This window comes from Actinosynnema sp. ALI-1.44 (assembly GCF_001984155.1).
Classification (GTDB): Bacteria; Actinomycetota; Actinomycetes; order Mycobacteriales; family Pseudonocardiaceae; genus Kibdelosporangium.
This window is the reverse complement of sequence record NZ_MTQO01000036.1, coordinates 93,628-114,481: the sequence shown is the minus strand read 5'-3', so window position 1 is coordinate 114,481 and position 20,854 is coordinate 93,628. Positions and strand designations below refer to the sequence as shown.

Here is a 20,854-nt window from a genome sequence, read left to right as displayed (position 1 = left end):
GTGGCGACGCCCGAACAGGTTTTGCCGCACTACCCGTTCAGCGACCGGGGCGACAGGCTCGCGCCGGAGCTGAGCGATCTGCAGCGTCGTTGCCCCGTCGCGAAGGTCAGGACCAACGCGGGCGGGGAAGCGTGGCTGGTCACCGGCTACGACCTGGCCCGGCACGTCCTGCGGGAACGGAGGTTCGGCCGACAGGTGCTGGCCGAAGAAGGAAGCCCCGTGCAGGACGCGCCGATCCTCGCGCCGGAACTGATGGGCGCCATGGACTACCTGCACCGCGCCGGTCTGCGTGACGAGGTCCTGAAGGCACTGGGCCGCCACCAACCCGACCTGCCATCCGGCTGGGTCGCGCACGTCACCCGTGCCGGTCTGGACGCGATGACCGGCAACGGTGATCCCGGCGATCTGCATCGGTACTTCGCCGAATGGGTCGCCAGCCATTGCATGCACCGCCTGCTCGGCCTGCCCATCAAGGACCACCACTGGCTGGCACCGCGCGCCGATCTCGACCTGACCATGAAGACGCCGACCAACGAGGAACTCGCCCGCAACTGGGACGAGCTCCGCGACTACATGCTCGCGCACATCCGCACCCGGCTGGACCGCCCACGGGGCCTGCTCGACCGGATCGCCGTCCTCAACGATCGCCACCGCGTCCTCGACGACGTCGAACTCGCCAACATCGCGGCATTGCTGTACGTCAGCGGATACGAGGACTTCGCCAGCTTCCTCGGCGTCGCGGTGGTGAAACTCCTCGAGCAGCCGACCGTGATGGACACCCTGCGGCACCGGCCGGACATGACGGCCCATTGCGTGGAAGAACTCCTGCGGTGCAGTGTCGTCCTGGGCAACGCCATCCAGCGTTACGTCACGGAGGACGGTCCGCTCGGGGACGTGTTCGTCAGGCAGGGAGACCTGATCATGGTGTCCCTCGACGCGGTGAACTTCGACCCGGCCGCCTTCGCCGAACCCGAGGTCTTCGACCCCGCTCGCAGCCCCAATCCGCACCTGCGCTTCGGGTATGGCCGCCACCACTGTCCTGGCGGCCACCTTGTCCGCAGGCAGTCGGCGGTCGCCATCCAGGTCCTGGTGCACCACCTGCCTCGCCTGAGGCTCGCCGTTCCCGTCGCGGACATCGCGTGGGCGCCCAACCGAATGGCCATAATTCCCGAGCGCGTTCCGGTTTACTGGTGACGGAAACGGTTACGTCCAGTCGACAATGGACAGAAAGTGTGCGGTGCGGCACTCGACGGGGAAGCCGTTTCATCACAACGAGTACTTGTTCGGCCGGGCACGGAAAGTATGTTGGTGGGGAAAGGAAAGGAGCCTCATGGCTACCTTGTGCAGACCAGCGGTCGCCGTTCCCGAACACGTCATCACCGCTGAGGAAACGCTCGCCCTCGCGCGTTCCATCCACGCCGACCACGCGCAGCTGCCACTGGCGCTGCGGCTGATCGAGAACACCGGCGTGCGCAAGCGGCACATCATCCAACCGATCGAGACGACGTTGCGGCACCCCGGTTTCCGAGAACGGAACGAAATCTACGAGCGGGAGGCGAAGGCCCGTGTTCCCACCGTCGTGCGCACCGCGCTGGACAACGCGGGGCTGTCCAGCGCGGACATAGATCTGATCGTCTACGTGTCCTGCACCGGATTCATGATGCCGTCGCTGACGGCCTGGATGATCAACACGTTGGGCTTCCGATCGGACACCCGGCAGATGCCCATGGCGCAGTTGGGATGTGCCGCCGGAGGCGCCGCGATCAACCGCGCCCACGACTTCTGCACCGCCTATCCCTATGCCAACGCGTTGATCGTGTCCTGCGAGTTCTGTTCGTTGTGCTACCAGCCGGGTGATGTCGGCGTCGGTTCACTGCTCAGCAACGGGCTCTTCGGTGATGCCGTCGCCGCCGTGGCGGTGCGGGGCGAAGGCGGCGAGGGCATCAAGCTGGTGCGCAACAGGTCGCACCTGGTGCCCGACACCGAGGACTGGATCGCGTACAGCGTCCGGGAAACGGGCTTCCACTTCCTGCTGGACAAACGGGTGCCCACCACCATGGAACCGCTGGCGCCCGCGTTGGTGACCTTGGCGAAAGGACACGGCTGGGACGCCTCGCAGCTGGACTTCTACATCGTGCACGCCGGTGGACCGCGCATCCTCGACGACCTGTCCCGGTTCCTGCACGTGGAACCGGAGGCGTTCCGGTTCAGCCGGGCCACGCTGACCGAGTACGGCAACATCGCCAGCGCCGTCGTGATCGACGCCGTGCGCCGGATGTTCGAGGAAGGAACCGCCGTCCAGGGCCACAGGGGCCTGATCGCGGGATTCGGTCCGGGCATCACCGCCGAAAGCGCACTCGGCACCTGGATGTCGGTGCGCGCCGGACTCGCCCACTCCGAGGTTCCCCAGCCCCGGTCGTCTCGACCTGTCGCGCCCTTGGAAGGAGCGGACCGCCTGTGACCACCGAGTCGACGAGTATGACGCATCCCGTGCGCTTCTGGGATGTGCCCGATCTGCCGGCAACCGACTTCGATCCACTGCTGGCCGAGTTGCTGCGGGACGAGCCGATCGCACGGGTCCGGCTGCCCAACGGCGACGGATACGCGTGGCTGGTGACCCGGTACGCCGACGTCCGGTTCGTCACCTCCGATCCGCGGTTCAGCAGGCAGGCCGTGCTGGGCCGGTCGGTCACCCGGCTCGCCCCGCACTTCATCCCGCTCGACGACGCCGTGGGTTTCGCGGACCCGCCCGAACACACGCGCCTGCGGCGCGCGGCGGCCAAGGCGTTCAGCGCCAGGAGCGTCGAGGCGTTGCGGGCACGAACCCGGCGACGGATGCACGAACTGGTCGACGCCATGCAGCGGCGGGGTTCCCCGGCCGATTTGATGGAACACGTCCACAACCCGCTTCCGCTGGCGGTGGTGAGCGACCTGATGGGCGTGCCGGAACACCACCGGCCCGCGATGGCGGAGTGGTCCGGCGTCCTGTTGTCGGCCGGGCACGGCCGTGAGCGCAGTGAACGGGCGAAGGCCGAGGTCGGCGCCTACTTCACCGCGCGCCTGTCACAACCGGCGAGCGGCAACGAAGACGAGCTGTTGAGCCTGCTGTCGTCAGCGATCGAGCGGGGAGAGCTCACGCTGAAGGAAGCGGTTGGCCTCGCCGTGCTGATCCAGGTCAGCGGCGCGCACGCGGTACGCAACAACACCGGCAACATGATGTACGCCCTGCTGACACACCCCGGGCACATGGCGCGGCTGCGTGCCGAGCCGGGGCTGCTGCCGCAGGCGATCGAGGAGTTGCTGCGGTGGATCCCGCATCGCAGCGGCGTCGGCCTGTCCCGGATCGCGACCGAGGACGTGGCAGTGGGCGACGTGGTCATCCGCGCGGGCGAGGCGATCTACGCGTCCTACCTCACGGCCAACCGCGACCCAGACGTGTTCGACGATCCCGAGCACCTCGACTTCGACCGGACCTTCAACCCGCACGTGTCCTTCGGCCACGGACCGCACCACTGCGTGGCGTCGGCGTTGGCGCGGATGGAGTCCCAGGTCATGGTGTCCACGTTGCTCGACCGGCTGCCACGGCTGCGCCTGGCGGTGCCGGTCGGGGAAGTCCGCTGGCAACGCGCCGCGCTCATCCGCGGCCCCGAGACCCTGCCGGTCGCCTGGTGACCGCGGCGGACCTGCGGGAAGGCCTGATCGTGCCGCCGGGAGCCGGGCGCACGATCGCCACCGGCGCGCAGGAGGTCACGTTCAAGGTCACCGGCGCGCACTCGTCGGCCGCGTCCACCTTCGAGGTCAAGGTGCCGCCGGGGTTCGACGTCGGCGCCCACGTGCACGCCCGCAGCGAGGAGCTGTTCTACGTGCTCGAAGGCGAGTTGGACGTGCTCGCGTTCGAGCCGAAGGTCCGCACCCCGGACAGTTGGCGGGAGTGGGAGTCCCTGTCGGGGGAGCGGGCCGTGCGCGCGGGAGCGGGTACGTTGATCCTGGTGCCGCCCGGCTGCCCGCACGCCTTCACCAACGCCACGTCCGATCCGGTGCGGATGCTGTTCCAGGCGTCGCCACCGCCCGATCACGAGCGGTACTTCGAGGAGCTGCTCGACATCCTGCAAAGCGGCGGGCCGGTCGACCACGAGGCCATCGCCCGGCTGCGTGAACGCTACGACATCCAGCAACTGACTCCGTTGCGGTACGGCGAATGAAGGGCGAGACATGGGCGACACGAGAGTTCCCGTACTCATCGTCGGCGGCGGGCTGACGGGCCTGTCGGCCGCTGTCTTCCTCGCCTGGCACGGTGTTCCCGCGATGCTGGTCGAACGACATCCCGGCACGGTCGGGCTGCCGAAGGTCCGGGCCATCAACCCGCGCACGGTCGAGCTGTACCGGGCGGCGGGCATCGAGGACCGGATCAGGGCGGTCAGCTCCCCGGTGGCGGACCACGACCTCGTCGTGCACGCCGACAGCCTGGCGGGAACGGAGCACACCCGGCTGCCCCCGGCCGCGGGGGAGGACCTCGACGGGTGCGGACCGTGTGGGTTCGCCCCGATCGACCAGGACCAACTCGAACGGATCCTGCATGCCAGGGCCCAAGAAGTCGGCACGGATCTGCGTTTCCACACCGAACTGGCGGAGCTGCGAGCACACCGCGACGGTGTCGTCGGCGTGCTGCGTGACGGTGCCACCGGGCGCGAGTACCGGGTGTTCGCCGAGTACATGATCGCGGCGGACGGCGCCAAGAGCCCGATACGGGAGATGCTCGGCATCGGGCAGCACGGGCCGGGGACGCTGACCCGTCTGGTGAACGTCTACTTCCGGGCAGACCTGACCGAGCCGATGCGCGGCAGGAAGATGCGGGTTCTGGTGGTCAAGAACCCCGCGGTGAGCGGAAGCGTCGTGTCGATGGACGGTGACCGCCTGTGGCGGCTGGCCATCGGCATGCCCCCGGACTGGTCGGGAGACCTCGCCGCGTTCACCGAGGAACGCTGCACCGACCTGGTCCGCGCCGCCGTCGGCGTGCCGGACCTGCCGCTGGAGATCGAGGAGATCGCCAACGCGCCGTGGGAGATCTCCGGCCGGGTCGCCGACCGCTGGCAGGAGGGCAGGGTGCTGCTGGCCGGTGACTCCGTGCACACGATGCCACCGATCGCGGCTTTCGGCGCGGGCGCGGGCGTCCAGGACGTGTACAACCTGGCCTGGAAACTCGCGCTGGTGTGGCGTCGCGTCGCTGGTCCTGAACTGTTGGACAGCTATGAGTCGGAACGACTCCCGGTCGCCGAGGAGACCGTACGGCAGTTGCTCGTGCGGTACGCCGCCGTCCAGGGAAAGCCGACTGGCGAGCACGTCGATCCGCTCGGAGTGATGATCTACGGCTACACGTACCCGAGCGGGGCGTTCGTCAGCGAACCGGGCGGGAACCCGGTCAAGATGGAGGATCCCGCGAACCCGAGCGCGCGGCCGGGAACCAGGGCACCGCACCTGGTGGTGGAGCGCTCCGGCGAAGAGATGTCCATTGTGGACTTGTTTGGCCGGTCCTTCGTCGTGCTTGCGGGCGAAGCGATCAAAGGACACGAGCGAGCCGCGTCCTATGTGGCGGCGAGAACCGGAGTGGAGGTCGACTGGTACCGGGTCGCCGACGACGGTGACATCCGTGCGGTCGACGTCCGGTTCACCGAGCGTTACGGCATCGGCCCCGACGGGATCGTGCTCGTCCGGCCGGATGGGTTCGTCGCGTGGCGTGCCGTGTCCGTTGCCGCGCACGGGAATGTCGAACAGCGGCTGCTGGATGTGGTGAACCTGGTGCTGTGCACGCAGGCCAGGACCTCGGTCACGGTGTCGTGAACCGAGGTCGGTGTGCCGGCCGGGGTCACCCGGCAGGGATGTGCACCATGCCGTGTGGTCCGCCGCCACCCTGGTCCCGCGTGGCGATCGTGGTGATCGGAGCCAGTGCGACCAGGTCCACCACGTCCACGGAATCGGAAGCCAGGCTGGACACGTAACCGACCGCCCCGTCCGGCGACGAGGTGACGCTGAGCGCCTGCTTGCCGATCTCGATGCGGACGAGCGACTCGAACGTCCTCGGTGAGAACACGTTCAGCCGTCCGTTCGTCGGGCCTCGCTCACCGAATCGCATCTCGGTGGCCATGATCATGCCCGTTGTCGTCGCGTGCACGCCGATCACCTTGTGCTGTGTCGGAATGGTCCGGACGATCCGGTCGGTCCCGGTCTCGATGACCTGGATCCCCGTCTCCAGTTCCGCGGAACGCGCGTGCGGGTGCGGCGTGGCCACATACGCGTGCCTGCCGTCTGGCGACATCCCCACACCGGCGCTGCCCGTCACGTCGACCTTGCCGGTCCACTGGCAACCGACGAGGTCCACGACGGACACGAACGGCGCTTCCATGTTCGTGACGTAGGCTTTGCCCGCGTCCGGCGTGAGGCCGAACCAGTGCGGTCCGTTCGCCCCGGTCGCGATCCGGTCGACCGGACGGCGGGTCTCGGTGTCGATGACCACCAGGCCACCCTGTGCGGCGTCGTTCGCCTCGACGCTGGTGTAGAGCAGATTCCGCTCAGCGTCCAACGCCAATCCGTGCGGCGCGAACTCGGGCGCCAGGTCGATGACTTCGACTACCCGGCCGCGGTCCGGGTCGATCACGCTGATCTCGTGTGCCCGCTCGGCGTGGTTGTTGTAGTACCCCTTGCGGTAGGTATGGGAGCAGTACAGCAATCGGCGGGTGTGGTCGAAGCACAGTTCATGGGGCTCCGGCAGGACGTCGACGACATTTCGGCACTGGTGGTCGTCGGTCGAGAAGAAGGTGACGGTGTGGCCGCCCTGGTTCGCGACCGCCAGAATGCCGTTGTCACGGGAAGATGTTGTCATGATTGGACTCTCCACTCCAGACTCTCGGGTACGACCCGTACATCCTTAGTAGCGCACAGTTGTGGCGATGACCAGAGCACGGCGCCACCTCAACAGGTGACGTGGCTCAACGGACGGGTGGAATCCGGTGGTGGCGGTGGCGCGCGTGTGGCCTCCGCGGCGACGATTGAGGCGCGAATCGTCCGCGATGTGGAGGAGTCACCATGGCGGAGCCGTCGTTGGCCCGCGAGCGTGTCGCTCACTACTGGCCAGTGGATGACCTGCCGGGTGTGCAGTTCGATCCGCTGCTGGCCCGGTTGCTGCGCGAGGAGCCGATCGCCCGGATCCGCCTGCGGTTCGGCGAAGGCGACGCGTGGCTGGTGACGCGCTACGAGGACGTCAAACTCGTCACCGCGGACCCGAGGTTCAGCCGGGCGGCCACAGTGGACCGGCCGGTGACCAGCATGACCCCGCACGTCATCGGCCTGCCCCGGGGCATCGGGCGGATCGACCCGCCGGACCACACACGCCTGCGGCGCCTGGTGACCCAGAGCCTGAGCCCGCGCCGCGTGGACCGGCTGCGGCCCCGGGCCGAAGCCACTGCCGACGAACTGCTGACCGGACTGGCACGGCAGGGGCCGCTGGCTGACCTCGTGGACGCGGTGATCGCGCCGTTCTCGATGCGGGTCATCAGCGAGCTGCTCGGTGTCGCGGACCAGGACTGGGACCGTGTCCGCGACTGGCAGCGGATCATCCTGTCCAGCAACCACTCCAGAGCGGAAGCGGACGCGGTCAAGAAGGAGATCGGCGGCTACTTCCGCGCGTTGGCGGAGCGCCGCAGCGGCCAACCGGGCGACGACCTGTTCAGCGCGCTCGTCGTGGCGCGGGACACGGGCGAGCTGACCACGCCCGAACTGATCTCCCTGGCGGTCATCCTGCAACTCAACGGCATGGACATGGTGCTCAGCACGGCGTCGTCCATGGTGTACCTGCTGCTGACCCAGCCCGGCTGGGCAGCGCGTCTGCGTGACGACAGCAGCCTGCTGCCGGTCGCCGTCGAAGAGATGCTGCGGTTCAACCCCGCCCGCAACGGTGTCGGCCTGCCGCGGATCGCGATGGAGGACGTCCAGGTGGGAGACGTGACCATCCGTGCGGGGGAAGCGGTCTACGTCTCATATCTCACGGCCAACCGCGACCCGGCCGTGTTCGCGGAACCGGACCAGCTGGACCTCGAACGGGCCGACAACCCGCACCTGGCATTCGGCTACGGGATCCACTACTGCCATGGCGCCGCGTTGACCAGGATGGAACTGGACGTACTGCTCTCCGCGCTGCTGAAGCGGTTCGACGGACTGGAACTGGCTTGCCCGGCCACGGAAATCGAGTGGCTGCGAGGCGCGGTGAGCAGACGCCCAGTCGCCCTTCCCGTGACGTGGAAAGCGTCGTGAGTGGTTTCCAGGGTTGGAACCCGGAAAACACTCACGACAACTGCTTGCGCATCGCTACGGTGTAGACCGATGCGGCGACCACCAGCCCCACCGGCAGCGAAAGGTCGATCCCGCCGACGGCCTCGGCAAGGAACCCGGTGTACAGACTGGGAATGGCGATGCACGCGAAGGCAGGCACCGCACCGGCGACCAGTGCTCCGACACCGGCCCAGTTGACGCCGCCGACGTACCAGAACGGTCCGTCTTTCGACTCGTCGCTCAGCGCGTGGCCGTCGTACCGGTTGCGCCGCAACAGCACGTCGGCGACGTAGATCGCCATCATCGGGCCGAGCACCGCGACCATCAGTTGCAACGTGCTGCTCACCGCGTCGAGGAAGTTCGACACCAGCAGGGCGTACATGGTGAGCAGGACGCCGATGGTGCCGTCCAGCAGGACGCTGCGCGACCGGCGCAACCGGATGCCGATCGCCTGGATGGCGAGACCCGCGCTGTAGATGGTCATGGCGTTGTTGGCGACCGCGCCGATGATCACGGCGACCAGGAAGACCGGAACGAACCACTCCGGCAGCATCCCGGCCAGCGCGGTCTGCGGATCGCGCATGTCCAGTGTGGTCGCGGCGAGCGCACCGAGGGCGGTGAACAGGACACTCGGGATGTAGGCGCCCACCGCCGTCCACCCGGCGACGGCGGTGGGCTTGCTGGTTCTCGGTAGATACCGGGCGAAGTCCGCGCTGTTGTTGTACGACAAAGCCGCCGACGCCACCAGCGCCAGGCCCGCCGCGAGTGCTGTCCACAGTTCGACGCCGTGCAGCGTGTTCTGCGGCCGGTAGGTCCAGTCGGTGTGGCCGAGCACGAACGAGGCCAGGACCGCGAACACCACGGTGAGGACGAGCGACAGCACCGGGTACAGCTTCACGATGGTGGCGTGCCCGTAGACGCTGATCACCAGCGTCACGGCCGCGATGCCGATGATGACCAGTATCTTCCCGGCCGTGTCCAGTTCCAGTCCGTAGCGCCCGAACAGGCTGAACGCCGTCACGGCCGCCGCCGACCAGTTGAGTGCCGCGTAGCAGACCGAGATGAACCAGCCGTTGACGCCGATGACGACGCGGTTGGCGCGAATCCCGTACACAGCTCGCGTGATCACCTCACTCGGCGCACCCGCCGCCGGGCCGCTGACGGCGACCACTCCGACGAGGATCCAGCACAGGTTGCCCGCGAGGATCACCACGAGCGCCTGCCACAGTTCCAGGCCCATCAGCACGAGCGCCCCGCCGACCACCAGGCTCAGGTAGCTCACGTTGGGAGCCGCCCACACGCCGAACAGGTCACGGGGGCGACCGTGGCGTTCGTCGTCGCCGATCACGTCGATCCCGTGCGCCTCGATTCGGCTGGCACGCCCGGATCGCACAGGTGTCTCGGCTGCTGCCTCAGTCGAATGGCTCATAACTGCGCCCGGTGGGCGACGCGGCCGTCGACGACGGTCAGGGCGACCGGCAGGTCCGCCAGTTCCTCGGCCGGACAAGCGAGCGGATCGCCGCCGAACACGGTGAGATCCGCGCGGAAGCCTTCCCGGACACGGCCTGCGACGTGCTCTTCGCCGACGCCGTAGGCGGCCCACGTGGTGTAGCCCGCCAGGCTCTGCAGTGCGGTGAGTGCTTGGTCCGCACCCACGGGATCGCGGTCGTGCTCGGCGGCGGGCCGACGCAGCCGGGCTCCGGCCATGACCACTCGTGGGTCGTAGTGGGCCACAGGCCAGTCGGAGCCCAGCGCGACACGGCCACCCGCGCGTGTGATGTCGGCACAGCGCCAGCCGTGCCCGCAGCGCGGGGAGCCGAGCCGCTGGGACCAGTTGTCGGAGTGGTCGGGCAGTGTCCAGTCCATGTGGGTGGGCTGCATCGACGCGACCACGTCGAGTTCGGCGAAGCGCGGGATGTCGTTGTCCGACAGCAGTTCCGCGTGTTCGACTCGGTGCCGCCCCTGTTTCGGGCGGCCGACCGCCTCGTAGGTGTCCAGTACCTCGGTGACGGCACGGTCGCCGATGGCATGGGTGAAACAGGGCAGCCCGATCTCCACCACGCGGCGCACCGCGTCCCGGTACTGCTCCACGTCTATCCACATGGGACGGACGCCTTCGCCCGCGCAGTCCGGGTGCTGCAACCAGGCCGAGCCACCGTCGATGGTGCCGTCGAGGAAGAACTTGACCGCCCCGGTCCGCCATCTGGGCCGATCGGTTCGCGTGCGGACGGCGTCGACGGTCTCGTCGACCCCGTTCGGGAACATCCACGGTGCACGCAGAACGCGCAGCGGCAGGCGCTCCTGCTGGTCCAGCGCGTCCAGTATCGCTTCGGTGCCTGCCCAGCTGTCCGGTACGTGGATGCCGGTGATACCGCACGCGGCCTGGTCGGCGAACAGGTCGGCCGCCAACCGGGCGATGTCCTGCGTCGACGGCGCCGGGACGGCGGCGTAACCGTGCATCACCGCGGACATCTCGTGCAGCTGCCCGGTGGGCACGCCCTGGTCGTCGACCACGATCTTCGACCGGTCGCCGAAGCCGATCGGGCCGGTGATGCCCGCGAGCTGGAGTCCTTTCGTGCTCATCAGGGCGTTGTGGGAGTCGGTGAGCCACAGGAACGCGGGCCGACCGGCGACGGCGTCGTCGAGGAACGCGCTGAAGCGGCCGTTGGGCGGCAGTGCGCTGTACTCCACGCCTTTCACGACCACCCACGCGTCACGCGGCAAAGCTGTGGAAACGCGGCGCAGCAGGTCGTCGAGCTCTTCCAGCGTCGTGAACCCGGCGGCGTCGACGGCACCGGCGTCCGCGAGGCCGTGCATGGGGTGTTGGTGCGAGTCGACCAGCCCGGGTGTGACGACCAGACCGGACGCGTCGATCACCTCGGTCCGCGCGCCGATGTGCGGACGGACGTCCGCCGCGTCGCCGACCGCGACGATCAGACCACCGCGCACGGCGACAGCCTCGGCGGTCGGCCGTGCCGGGTCCATGGTGTGCACGGTGGCGCCGCGGATCACCAGGTCCGCCGCGCTCATCGGCCGGCTCCACCGGGCTTGCCGGGACGGTTCGGGCCTGTCGGGTTGTCGATCACGGAGTCTCCAGCGGCGTCGTTGGCGGAGTGAGGCGGGTCACGTGGCTTGGGACATTAGGTCTCGGCATCCGGCCCGGTCGATGGACACGGGGTTGAATTTCGCCCGTTCGTGTGGACACTCTGTCCATGCCGTTGACCGTGGACGCTCTGCTGTCGGTGCGTGACCTCCGTCTGTCGCTGGTCGCCGGGGCAGCCGGGCGAAACCGCGTGGTGACCGCCGCGCACGTGTCCGAACTCGAGCGGCCGGGCGAGTGGCTGCGCGGCGGAGAACTGCTGATGACGGCGGGTGTCGTACTGCCGGCGGATCCCGGTTCCTGTCGGGAGTTCGTCCAGGACGTGGTCGGCGGCGGGGCGGCCGCGTTGGCGTTCGGCGTGGGGCACGGCCAGCCGTACCGGCAGCCGCCGCCGGGATTGGTCGACGCCGCCGAAGCCGCCGGGCTGCCGCTGCTGGTGGTGCCGGACGAGGTGCCGTTCATCGCCGTCACCAAGGCGGTGTTCGCCGCACTCGCGGCCGAGGACCGCCGCGCGCTCGAGCACACGATCGACGTGCAGCGCAAGCTCACCGTCGCGGCGACCTCCGGTGCGGGCCTGAACGCGATCCTGAAGGTGTGGCTGGACGCGACCGGCCGCGCCGCGGTGGTCACCGACCTGCTCGGCCGGGAGTTGGCGGCGGTGGGGTCGGCCGCGCCGTCGCTGGTGGCGGCGGGCCGTCCGGCGCTGGACGAGGTCAGCGGCCGTGGCCTGCTGGGCAGCGCCTCGGTGGAGGTCGACGGGCTCGCCGTCGGTGTGCAGCCGATCGGGGCGCGGCGGCTGCGCGGGCACATCATGCTCGTCCGTACGCGGCAGCCCCAGTTGGGCACGCTGGACGCCGCGCTCGTGTCCCTGCTGACGCTCGAGTTGGAGCGCCGCCACCTGGCCGACGAACCGCGTCGGCGTGCCGGTGCGGAGGCGATGACGAGGTTGGGGGCCGGTATGCCCGAGGACCAGATCGAGCCGATGCTCGCCACGTTCGGCCTGTCCACGCCACGCGTGCGGGGGCTGGTTCTGCAGGCACAGCAGGGCGAAGCGGCCGATCTGGCCGCCGACCTCGCGCTCGTGCTGCCGGGTGGCCTCGTCCGCTGTTCGGGGGACACCGTGGAGGCCATGACCACCGAGGAGGTGGACGTGATCGCCTTGCTCGGCCGGTTCGCGCCGGGACGTGCGGCCGGAATCGGCGCGGCGTTGCGGCCGCGATCGGCGGCGGTGTCGCTGCGGCAGGCGCGGGCGTTGCTGGGCAGCAGCGAACGGCTCGGTCGTCCGGCCGAGGCCAGCGACCACAGCACCAGCAGGCTGCTGCTCACGCTCGGCTCGCCGGACCTGCTGGCCTCGTTCGCCGACACAGTGCTGGCGCCGATCGACGCGGCCGATCCACGCGGTCAGCTCCTGGCCACGCTTCGAGCGTGGCTGGACGCCAACGCCGTGTGGGACGCCACCGCGCATGCCCTCGGCGTGCACCGGCACACCGTCCGCAACCGGATCGACCGGATCGAGAGGCTCACCGGCCGCGACCTGGCAGTCGCGTCGGCGCGCTACGAGCTGTGGCTGGCGCTGGAGGCCCGGGAGGCGCTGGCGTACGCCGACACGACTGTGCGCTGAAGGTCGGTTCATCCGGTCGACAGGGCGGCGCGGGAACGCAGCCGGTGGAAGATCTCGCCGAGTCTCGCTACGTCGACGTGAACGAACTCGTCATCCGCCCGGCCGGACAGTGATAGCGCTCTCCACCGGTCCGTGGGGCTTCGTGGACCGGTGGAGGTGACAGCGGGTTCAGGCGGTGCCGCAGTCGTTGCGCGCGGGCTTTCCGTTGATCCGGTCGGTGAGGAAGTTCAGGGCGTCACTGGCACCGACGACCTCGCCGACGATGTGCCCGGCAAGCGGAAGTCGTACTTTCTGCACGATGCCGCCGTCGGCGCAGTACTTGCGCAGCAGTCGGTCGGCTGCCGCGCTGGGCACGAACTCGTCGGCGAGGCCCTGGTAGTTGTAGAAAGGCACGCGGGGCGTCCGTTGGCCTGCGTTGTTCGTCGTGAAGAGGAATTTCGCCTGCGGCGATTCGGTGATGTTGGAAATGGTGGTGTACTGCTCGATGCGCTCGAACGGGTGGAATACCGCGATGTCGAGGGTGCAGGCGTCGGCGTTGTCGGCGAAGAGCTTGCGGCCCTTGTCGTTGAGGACTTCCTCGACGCCGGCTTCGGGGTAGGCGCGGGACAGGCCGATGATGCCGAGGATGAGCAGACCGGAACCGAGGCCGCCGTTGTTGTGCTGGAACATCTCCTTGAAGTCGGCGGGAACTCCGCCAGCTGCGGCGCCGACCAGATTCAGCTCAGGGGCGTATGCGGGCTGTTGTTCGGCGGCCCATGTGGTGGCGATTCCGCCGCCGGAATAGCCCCACAGCGCGACGGGCGCGTCCGGGGCGAGGCCGGTTGGCTGGTGGTGCTGCACGGCACGGATCCCGTCGAGGATGGCGTGCGCGGACTGCGGCCCGGCGAGGAAGTCCGCTCCGGGACCGAGGTAGTCGGAGTAGACGACGGCATATCCCTTGAGCAGCGCGGGCAAGGACATGCTCAATTCGTAGGTCGACGCCGGTGTGGGAGCCTTGAGCCCGACTTGCAGGGTGTACGAGGGCTGGCAGCGGGTGGACAACGAGTCCACGGCGAGTTGGTAGGACACCAACGGCCGGGTGCCCTGGCCGGTCCACGGTTGGTCCGGTACCAGGACCGTGGCGGCTTCGGCGACCGGTTTGTTGTGGCTGTCCACGGATTTGTACAACACCTGATGCGCCTTTACCGGCAACGGCAGCACGAGGTAGATGGCGGTGATACGACGAGAACGCAGCACCGTCCCGTTCGGCAAGGACTCGTAGCCGGGTGACGGGACGTAAAACGGATCGTCCTTCGGCAGCGGAATACCCGCATCGCTGACCGCAGGAGCGGACGGGGCCGCCTCTGCCGTGCCCACCATGCCGGTGAGTCCCACCGCGACAATGAGCATCGCGCTGATCATTCGTTTCACGCTTGGGGACTTCCTTTCGTCAATCCGCCCCCTCTTCGAGACGTGACGAAGTATGTCCTCACGAATGGGGCTTGTCTGCTGGCACGGCGGCCAAAGAAATTACTGCGTGGTTCATGCACGGTGACAGGAAGCACGTCCCGTGTCGGGGAGCAAGGACATATGCGTACGCCGAATTACCCGCCGTCCGCTCGTTCGGGGGACCAGGATCATCCGGTCGATGGTGTCCTCCCCGGACACGGCGCGAAGGGGGATACGGCCAGTGAGTTCCCGGTGAGTTCACAGCCACGGCGTGGTGACTCGGCGGCGCCGTTGGCTGATCCCGGCGCGGAGTTCTGGAGGCCGGACCGCCGAAACGCTGTACTGGGAAGAACTCGCTGGCGGGCCTCGCCACGTGGACCGAAAGGGGAACGACATGTTCGGCAAGGTGGTGGTGCCCGCGCTGGTGCTGGCGGCGGGCGCACTGGTGCCGTCGGCGCCGAGCGCGGCAGCCGACACCCGGGCTGTCCCGGACTGCGTGGACTACGCGGTGGACGAAGGCGGTGCCGACGTAGGCATCGCCTTCATGGCCTGCACAGACGATTCGGTCCTCGGGTGCTACCGGATCTTCCGTGACCAGTACGGACGACAAGCCTGGGCGGTGGAGGCATGCAAGGCCCGCGATTGACCCCGTGACGTGGCCGGGCCTCACACCCTTTGTGTCAACCCCGAGGTCAACACAACCTGGTCATCTGCTCGGTCCACGGCTCGGCGCCGAACACGCCGACCCGCAGCGAACCGGCGGCGGGATCGATCCCGGCGCTGTCGAACGCGTCCAGCAGCGTCAGCATGTACGACGGGGTGACCATGATGATGTCCGGTTCGAGGTCGGTGATCCGCCGAGGTTGCGGATCGCCGCGTGCGCGGTCATCAGCGTGGTCATCGACGCCGACGACGCCTGATGGCCGCCGACCTTCAGACCCGTCGGGTTGGGCCTGACGCGGTTGGCGTGGTCGACGACAGCGGTGGCTAGCCACCGCACCCGCTGCTCGATCTCTTCGAGCACCGCCACCCGGTCTTCGGCGGAAACCATGGGTGCCGACGTCGGAACTCCTTCATACGGGCTACGGTCGTGCGATGAGCGAAAAAGCGAAGATCGGGAACGTGCTGCACCCAGTGGCCGATGTGGACGCCGCCGTGCGCTTCTACGCCGACACTTTCGGTCTGGCAACGAAGTTCGTCGACGGCGACCGCTACGCCGCGCTCGACGCGGGCGGCACCACACTGGCTCTCGTGGGCCAGGCGGAGGACATCACAGGTGGCGTGCCCGCGGCGTCGTTCAAGGTTGCGGACGTGACCGCGGCGCTGACCGCCGTCGTGGCGAGTGGTGGCGCTGTGGTTCGAGAGCCTGAGCGTGGTCCGCACGAGGTTCGGGCCGTGGCGCGTGACCCCTGGGGAAACACTGTCGTGGTTTACGGACCGCGGTAGTTCGATCGGACGTGCTTCGCGATCGCCGCGTCGTCGTTCGCGCCGTACATGTCGTCGATCAGCGCGGCGAACGAGCTGACCACGGCCTTGCGTTTGATCTTGCTGTTGGCGGTCCGCTCGCCGTGCTCGACTTCCAAGGGGCGCGGCAGGATCCGGTGAACAGCAGCGGTCCGCGGATCAGCATCTCGCCGTCGTCGGCGGTCCTGACTCCGAATCGGGGGTCGGCGAACTCCCTGCCGATGGTTCCGGGGCGGGGGAACGGGTGGTCGAAATGCGCGATGGGACACCCGCCGGTCTCGGTGAGGCCGTAGTTCTCGCGGAGGTCGATCCCCCAGATCTGTCAGACCGCGACGACGCTCTCGGGCATCGCGGCACCGTAAACGCGGCCCGCAGCCACGGCCAGGACTCCGTCCGCGCGATCAGTTCACCGGCGATCTTCTCGTAGAACCTGGGCGGCCACACCATTACCGTCGGGCGCACCGAACGCAGCACGCTTCGTCGTGCTCTCGTTCGGAAATCTCCTCGTGGTGGTGTGGTTCGCGCCCACGATCAGCCGGAACACGGTTCCGTGGGCAGGGGAGCGGCTCTCCACCTCGTGCGAGGTGGAGAGCCGTCGATGGGGTGTTCGTCTCAGCGGCCGATGAAGGACCACAGGTAGGCCCCGGTCGGGGTACCGAGCCCGGTTTCGGTGTCGAAGCCCGGCGCGACCTCGGGCGGCTGGTACTCCTTGCTCGGCGGCCCGGTCCACTGGGAGGCGAGGAAGTGATGCAACTGCGGGGTCTTCCCGCCGCCGGGATCCGTCTGGTACCGCACCGCGGTCGCGGGGGACCCGTTGGGCAGCCGGTAGGCCGTCACGTCCCGGAACGCGGAGGTGCCTGCCCGTTCGTACAGCGCCGGGTTGGCGAAACCCAGCCGTTTGCCGCCCCTCGCCTGCTGAGCCAGAGCCTGCACGCCGGCGAACAGCGGGGTGGACAGGCTGGTGCCGCCGAAGGTGTGTTCGGCATAGCGCCAGGTGCCGGGGTCCGTGTCCGGCGAGCCGCCCACCGGGGTGCCGCCGACCACCATGCCGGTCGCGGGGTCCGCGTCGACGGCGACGTCCGGGCCGACCCTGCTGCGGGTCCCGCCCGGGACGACGGCGTAGCGGTCCGGGACGACGCCCCGCTGGTACCACGGTTGTGGACGATCGGTGGGCCTGCCGCCTCCGGTGCCCCCGTCGGCGTGCATCTCGCCCCAGGACTTGCCGTCGTCGGACAGGTCGCTGACCGGGGAGCCCCAACCGGTTTCCCACAGACGCCTGCCGTCCTGGCCGATCGCCACCGAGGTGCCGCCGACCGCGGTCACCCAGCTGCTGCCCGCGTAGCCGTTGATCCAGTCGCCACCGGTCTCGTTGATCTTGAAACCACCGTCACCGGTGCAGAAGTAGAACCCCACGCCTTGCAGCGCGCCCTCCTGGTAGATCTGGTCGAATGCCTTGCGCATCCCGGGAAGGGGGTCGTTCGCCAGCGACAGGGACACGATGCTCGCGTCGGTGTGGTCCAGCACGTAGCTCAGGCCTGCCAACAGATTCCCGCCCTGCGCGGTGGAGCTCCCGACGGCGATGATGTTCGCGTCCGGGGCGATGCCGTGCACCGCCTCGGCGTCCAGGGTGGCCTCGATCGCTGCGCCGTACATGTCGCGCGGCTCGTGGGGCGGCGAGCCGTCCGGCGTCGGCACCCTGGTGAGCTGCCCTGGGCGCAGCCGTTGTGTGCCGACACGGTCCGACCAGGTGTTGATGTCCTGTTCGAGGGTGTCCATCGACGCCACCATCACGGCGACGGTCTGCCCGGCGCCGGTGAGACCGAGGTTGTCGAGCCCGTAGGCGTGCCGCAACTGCTTCGGCGTGTACCCGCACGGCGCCAATGGCGGAACCGCGCCGTTCACCTGCGGCAGTCCGGTCGCGGACCGCTGGCCCCAGTACTGCGAACAATCCTTGGCCGCAGCACCGGCGTCCACGCGCGGATTGCGGTCGGCGGGCCGCGCCGACGCGGTTTGGCCTTTGTCGACGACGACGATCGGGACCTCCCCGACGCCCAGCACCAGGGCACCCAGCTCGGCAGGCACACTCAGATCGGTGGGCGGCGCCAGGTAGTGGCCCAAGATCCCGCTGTCGGGCGGGAAGACGTAGTCGTGGAAGGTCACCGCGAAGGCGGCGTTCAGCTGCCCGAACGTGCCGGTCACCCTCAGGTGCCGCCAATCCGGTTGCGTCACACCCAGACCGGCCCTGGTCAGCCAGTCACGGACGCGATCGACCTGCGCGCGGTCGAGCTGGTTGGTCTCACGGACCCGGTCCGCCCCGACGAAACGCCCGTAACCCGGGCTGTTCGGATCGGACACCGCTCTTGCCTGGCGGGCCAGAGCCTCCGGGTCCTTGACCGAGAGGTAGATGGTCTGCGACACGGGAGTGTCCACAGGCACAGGGCCTTTGTCGACCAGCTGCCATTCCATGCCAGTGCCAATGAGGGGCACTCGACCGGGCGTCGCTCCCGCGGTCGCTGGTCCGGTGGCGGTGAGGATCATGGCACATACCGCCACGAACGCCCACCGGAATCTGATCCGACGCATCGCACCTCCGCACAGTTCACGACTGGTTCGGGAGGGAACCGTAGGTGCGCCGACTTCATTTCTTGTTTATAAGGCCCGGGAAATTCCTCATGTGTCCGACTGGTTGGCGGTGGACCAGGGGAAATCGGAACCAGACACGCGCCGACGTGGCCAGATTACGCCAAAGTCATGCGGGAAGTGCCATCCGGGAATGGCACTTCGCAGTCAGCGGATAGGTTTCGCGGTGGCGCTGTCGTCCTTCCAGCGCGGCGATCTCCTCCGAGGTCTTCACCAGTGCGGTGCAGCGTTCCCGGCGTCGGTTCTCGAAGGCCGCCAGTGCGCTCGTGACATCGCTGTGGATGTCCAGTTCCTCTGCCAGGACCACGCCGTCCTCAATGGCCAGGGCGGCTCCGCTGGCCATTTGCGGGCACGGCGCGTGTGCCGCATCGCCGATCATGACGCAGCGCCCCTGGCTCCACGGCCCTTCGATCAGGGCGGTCCGCACCGGCCGCCGCACAACCGATTCCTGGATCTGCGGGCACAGGTCGGTGATTCGTCCGGTGAAAGGCCCGAGCAGATCTCTCATACGTGTGGGGAGTTCGTTGTCGGGCAGGACAGTGGCGGCTACACCGTTCTCGGTGAGGAACACGTAGGCGTCGCGGTGCGAGATGGGCACGACGCCTGCGGTCATCGCCGGGCCCGCGTACGTCACGATGCCGGTGGCCCACGTCGGTCGCCGCACTCGAGCCCGCCACACCATCTGTCCGTGGTAGCGGACCGTCGCCTGAAGCCCCAGTAGATCCCTCACATGGGAGCGAATACCGTCCGCGCCGATCATCAGGTCCGCGTGACGTGTCGTACCGTCGGTCAGCTTGATCGACATTCGGCTGTCGATCGCGGCGACTCCGGCTTGACAGGTGATCCGCACACCAAGCCGGAGCGCTTCGTCGCGCAGCACCGCATGCAGATCCGGACGGGCGATCCCGACCATCGACGGCCGACCAGGCCCGATGAGCCCAGGAAGATCGATCGTCTCGGCGGCAGCCCCATCGACGTTGGTGATGGTCGTCATGCCGTACCCGCGCTCGACGCACGCATCGGCGAGCCCCAGGCTGTCGAGAGCACGCAACGACGGCCCGGTCAGGGTCAGCCCCCACCCCGCTGTTGCCCCCTCCGGCCTGATTTCCACGATTTCCACGGTCCAGCCCTGCCGGGCCAGGGCTGTCGCCGCCGTGAGCCCGGCGATCCCCGCACCTGCCACCACAACACTCCTGGTCATCAAAACAGCCTCCGCATCGTCCGTCCACCCGCGACGCTAACGAGCGGCCCGCCATCGCGCTGTCCGCTTACGGCTGCTTGTATCCAGTTCCGGCAGTAAGATCGAAGGGTGTCAAGCCCGCTTCGCGACTTCGTGATCACGCGGTCGAGCGACCCGATGCAACTGCTGACCGCCGCGGCGATCCTGTTCGACGGGACAGTGGCACCAAGACCGCTCGGCCCCCTCGCCGACGGAACGCACGAAGTACGCGGCGTCGCCGCGGCCGGTTTCACCCTGGGCTACTTCGCTTCGCCGCTCGACGTCCACGTCAGCCACAACTCCGGACACCGCAGCTACTTCCTGAACCTGGGCGTCAAGGGCGAGATCGTCGCCAGCCGGGGCGGGGACGACCTCGTGCTCGACACCACCACGGCCGCCGTGTTCAACCCGTCCGACCACCAGTACCTGCGGCCGGTCCGCGGCAACACCGAGTTCCTCGGGCTCCGCATCGACGCACACCTGATCCACGAAGAGATCTCGGCGCTGGCGTGCACGACGGTCGACTCGACTGTCCTGTTCGACTTCGCCGTCGACCTCACCGGAAAGCAGAAGGGCGTCGGATTGCTCGTGGCGTCCCTCGTCGAGCAGTTCGACACCGGGGATCCGCTCTTCCGCCGTCCCGAGATCCAACGCGGCCAGTTGCGTACCCTCGTCTCCGCGCTTCTGTTGACCCAACCGCATTCTCAGACCGGCGCGCTGCGGGGTGGCGCGGCCGCCAGGCATCCACGAGCGCTGCGTACCGCCCTCGCCTGGATCGACGCCAACCTCACCGAAACGATCACCCTCGGCGACATCGCCCGAGCAGGTGCCTGTAGCGCGCGCACCATCAGCACCGCCTTCCGCGAACGCCTGGGTACATCTCCCATGGCCTACGTCCGGGACCTTCGACTCGACCGCATCCGCGCCGACCTACTCGCCGGCTGCGACTCCGTCACGACCGCCGCCAGCCGTTGGGGCATTACGCACCTCAGCCGGTTCGCTGAGTCCTATCGGCGGCGTTTCGGCGAACTGCCGTCCAGCACCGTCGCACGCCGTTGAC

General features: G+C 68.5%; 18 protein-coding genes and 1 pseudogene. 10 read left to right on the top strand and 9 right to left on the bottom strand.

Annotated features, from left to right (window positions below; all coding sequences use genetic code 11):
* The 5 genes from ALI144C_RS10010 (at position 1) to ALI144C_RS09990 (ending at position 5,838) form a co-directional block, all read left to right on the top strand.
* A complete protein-coding gene (locus tag ALI144C_RS10010) occupies positions 1-1,194 on the top strand; it encodes a cytochrome P450 (protein ID WP_076986855.1) in 1,194 nt (397 codons plus the stop codon).
* A 136-nt stretch (positions 1,195-1,330) separates the two neighbouring features.
* Entirely contained in the window at positions 1,331-2,461 is a 1,131-nt protein-coding gene (locus ALI144C_RS10005) for a type III polyketide synthase (RefSeq protein WP_076986754.1), read from the top strand.
* Positions 2,458-3,672, top strand: a complete 1,215-nt coding sequence (locus tag ALI144C_RS10000) for a cytochrome P450 (RefSeq protein WP_237774079.1) — start codon at positions 2,458-2,460, stop codon at positions 3,670-3,672. The genes ALI144C_RS10005 and ALI144C_RS10000 overlap by 4 nt, the downstream gene beginning before the upstream one ends.
* Positions 3,669-4,202 carry a cupin domain-containing protein gene (locus ALI144C_RS09995; RefSeq protein ID WP_237774078.1) on the top strand — a complete coding sequence of 178 codons (534 nt, stop codon included), beginning with the start codon at positions 3,669-3,671 and terminating at the stop codon, positions 4,200-4,202. The genes ALI144C_RS10000 and ALI144C_RS09995 overlap by 4 nt, the downstream gene beginning before the upstream one ends.
* 10 nt (positions 4,203-4,212) lie before the next feature.
* Positions 4,213-5,838, top strand: coding sequence for an FAD-dependent monooxygenase (locus ALI144C_RS09990; protein ID WP_076986753.1), 1,626 nt, complete (start codon positions 4,213-4,215; stop codon positions 5,836-5,838).
* Positions 5,839-5,863: 25 nt separating this feature from the next.
* Here ALI144C_RS09990 and ALI144C_RS09985 read toward each other — a convergent pair whose 3' ends face one another.
* A complete protein-coding gene (locus ALI144C_RS09985; RefSeq protein ID WP_076986752.1) occupies positions 5,864-6,877 on the bottom strand; it encodes a YncE family protein in 1,014 nt (337 codons plus the stop codon).
* Between the two features lie 203 nt (positions 6,878-7,080).
* On the opposite strand from ALI144C_RS09985, the gene ALI144C_RS09980 reads away from it, so the two are divergent.
* Positions 7,081-8,304 (top strand): cytochrome P450, encoded by a 1,224-nt coding sequence (locus tag ALI144C_RS09980; RefSeq protein WP_076986751.1) that lies wholly within the window; start codon positions 7,081-7,083, stop codon positions 8,302-8,304.
* 31 nt (positions 8,305-8,335) lie between these two features.
* On the opposite strand, the gene ALI144C_RS09975 is transcribed toward ALI144C_RS09980, so the two are convergent.
* Positions 8,336-9,715: a purine-cytosine permease family protein gene (locus tag ALI144C_RS09975; protein ID WP_237774077.1), complete on the bottom strand. Its 1,380-nt coding sequence runs from the start codon at positions 9,713-9,715 to the stop codon at positions 8,336-8,338.
* A 32-nt stretch (positions 9,716-9,747) separates the two neighbouring features.
* Entirely contained in the window at positions 9,748-11,352 is a 1,605-nt protein-coding gene (locus tag ALI144C_RS09970; RefSeq protein WP_076986749.1) for an amidohydrolase, read from the bottom strand.
* A gap of 182 nt (positions 11,353-11,534) precedes the next feature.
* On the opposite strand from ALI144C_RS09970, the gene ALI144C_RS09965 reads away from it, so the two are divergent.
* A complete protein-coding gene (locus ALI144C_RS09965; protein ID WP_076986852.1) occupies positions 11,535-13,043 on the top strand; it encodes a PucR family transcriptional regulator in 1,509 nt (502 codons plus the stop codon).
* Between the two features lie 168 nt (positions 13,044-13,211).
* Here ALI144C_RS09965 and ALI144C_RS09960 read toward each other — a convergent pair whose 3' ends face one another.
* Positions 13,212-14,444 (bottom strand): lipase family protein, encoded by a 1,233-nt coding sequence (locus ALI144C_RS09960; protein ID WP_076986748.1) that lies wholly within the window; start codon positions 14,442-14,444, stop codon positions 13,212-13,214.
* Positions 14,445-14,865: 421 nt separating this feature from the next.
* Here ALI144C_RS09960 and ALI144C_RS09955 point away from each other — a divergent pair, with 421 nt between their 5' ends.
* Positions 14,866-15,117: a hypothetical protein gene (locus ALI144C_RS09955; protein ID WP_143230551.1), complete on the top strand. Its 252-nt coding sequence runs from the start codon at positions 14,866-14,868 to the stop codon at positions 15,115-15,117.
* Positions 15,118-15,172: 55 nt separating this feature from the next.
* On the opposite strand, the pseudogene ALI144C_RS09950 reads toward ALI144C_RS09955, so the two are convergent.
* Together ALI144C_RS09950 and ALI144C_RS54235 are read right to left on the bottom strand one after the other, a co-directional pair.
* Positions 15,173-15,337: pseudogene (locus ALI144C_RS09950) on the bottom strand (phenylacetate--CoA ligase); the annotation flags it as partial.
* The gene (locus ALI144C_RS54235; protein WP_143230550.1) at positions 15,274-15,522 is read right to left on the bottom strand and encodes a hypothetical protein; all 249 of its coding nucleotides are present in this window, start codon (positions 15,520-15,522) and stop codon (positions 15,274-15,276) included. The pseudogene ALI144C_RS09950 and the gene ALI144C_RS54235, both read right to left, overlap by 64 nt.
* A 44-nt stretch (positions 15,523-15,566) precedes the next feature.
* On the opposite strand from ALI144C_RS54235, the gene ALI144C_RS09945 reads away from it, so the two are divergent.
* Positions 15,567-15,917, top strand: coding sequence for a VOC family protein (locus ALI144C_RS09945; RefSeq protein WP_076986746.1), 351 nt, complete (start codon positions 15,567-15,569; stop codon positions 15,915-15,917).
* Here ALI144C_RS09945 and ALI144C_RS55390 read toward each other — a convergent pair.
* The 3 genes from ALI144C_RS55390 to ALI144C_RS09935 form a co-directional block, all read right to left on the bottom strand.
* Positions 15,902-16,054, bottom strand: a complete 153-nt coding sequence (locus ALI144C_RS55390; protein ID WP_168211217.1) for a hypothetical protein — start codon at positions 16,052-16,054, stop codon at positions 15,902-15,904. The two genes, ALI144C_RS09945 and ALI144C_RS55390, sit on opposite strands and share 16 nt — an antisense overlap.
* Before the next feature lie 493 nt (positions 16,055-16,547).
* Positions 16,548-18,401 carry a S53 family peptidase gene (locus tag ALI144C_RS09940; RefSeq protein WP_076986745.1) on the bottom strand — a complete coding sequence of 618 codons (1,854 nt, stop codon included), beginning with the start codon at positions 18,399-18,401 and terminating at the stop codon, positions 16,548-16,550.
* Between the two features lie 283 nt (positions 18,402-18,684).
* Entirely contained in the window at positions 18,685-19,776 is a 1,092-nt protein-coding gene (locus ALI144C_RS09935) for an FAD-dependent monooxygenase (protein ID WP_083752886.1), read from the bottom strand.
* 108 nt (positions 19,777-19,884) lie between these two features.
* Here ALI144C_RS09935 and ALI144C_RS09930 point away from each other — a divergent pair, with 108 nt between their 5' ends.
* Positions 19,885-20,853: a helix-turn-helix transcriptional regulator gene (locus ALI144C_RS09930; RefSeq protein WP_076986743.1), complete on the top strand. Its 969-nt coding sequence runs from the start codon at positions 19,885-19,887 to the stop codon at positions 20,851-20,853.
* The last annotated feature ends 1 nt before the right edge of the window (position 20,854 follow it).

Excerpts from the sequence above, each read along its gene's own strand:
- ALI144C_RS09940 (WP_076986745.1), bottom strand. The coding sequence starts at position 18,401 with ATGGAATGGCAGCTGGTCGACAAAGGCCCTGTGCCTGTGGACACTCCC.
- ALI144C_RS09970 (WP_076986749.1), bottom strand. The coding sequence starts at position 11,352 with ATGAGCGCGGCGGACCTGGTGATCCGCGGCGCCACCGTGCACACCATG.
- ALI144C_RS09945 (WP_076986746.1), top strand. The coding sequence starts at position 15,567 with ATGAGCGAAAAAGCGAAGATCGGGAACGTGCTGCACCCAGTGGCCGAT.
- ALI144C_RS10005 (WP_076986754.1), top strand. The coding sequence starts at position 1,331 with ATGGCTACCTTGTGCAGACCAGCGGTCGCCGTTCCCGAACACGTCATC.
- ALI144C_RS54235 (WP_143230550.1), bottom strand. The coding sequence starts at position 15,522 with ATGGTTTCCGCCGAAGACCGGGTGGCGGTGCTCGAAGAGATCGAGCAG.
- ALI144C_RS09935 (WP_083752886.1), bottom strand. The coding sequence starts at position 19,776 with ATGACCAGGAGTGTTGTGGTGGCAGGTGCGGGGATCGCCGGGCTCACG.
- ALI144C_RS09985 (WP_076986752.1), bottom strand. The coding sequence starts at position 6,877 with ATGACAACATCTTCCCGTGACAACGGCATTCTGGCGGTCGCGAACCAG.
- ALI144C_RS09980 (WP_076986751.1), top strand. The coding sequence starts at position 7,081 with ATGGCGGAGCCGTCGTTGGCCCGCGAGCGTGTCGCTCACTACTGGCCA.
- ALI144C_RS09960 (WP_076986748.1), bottom strand. The coding sequence starts at position 14,444 with ATGATCAGCGCGATGCTCATTGTCGCGGTGGGACTCACCGGCATGGTG.
- ALI144C_RS09955 (WP_143230551.1), top strand. The coding sequence starts at position 14,866 with ATGTTCGGCAAGGTGGTGGTGCCCGCGCTGGTGCTGGCGGCGGGCGCA.
- ALI144C_RS09965 (WP_076986852.1), top strand. The coding sequence starts at position 11,535 with ATGCCGTTGACCGTGGACGCTCTGCTGTCGGTGCGTGACCTCCGTCTG.
- ALI144C_RS09990 (WP_076986753.1), top strand. The coding sequence starts at position 4,213 with ATGGGCGACACGAGAGTTCCCGTACTCATCGTCGGCGGCGGGCTGACG.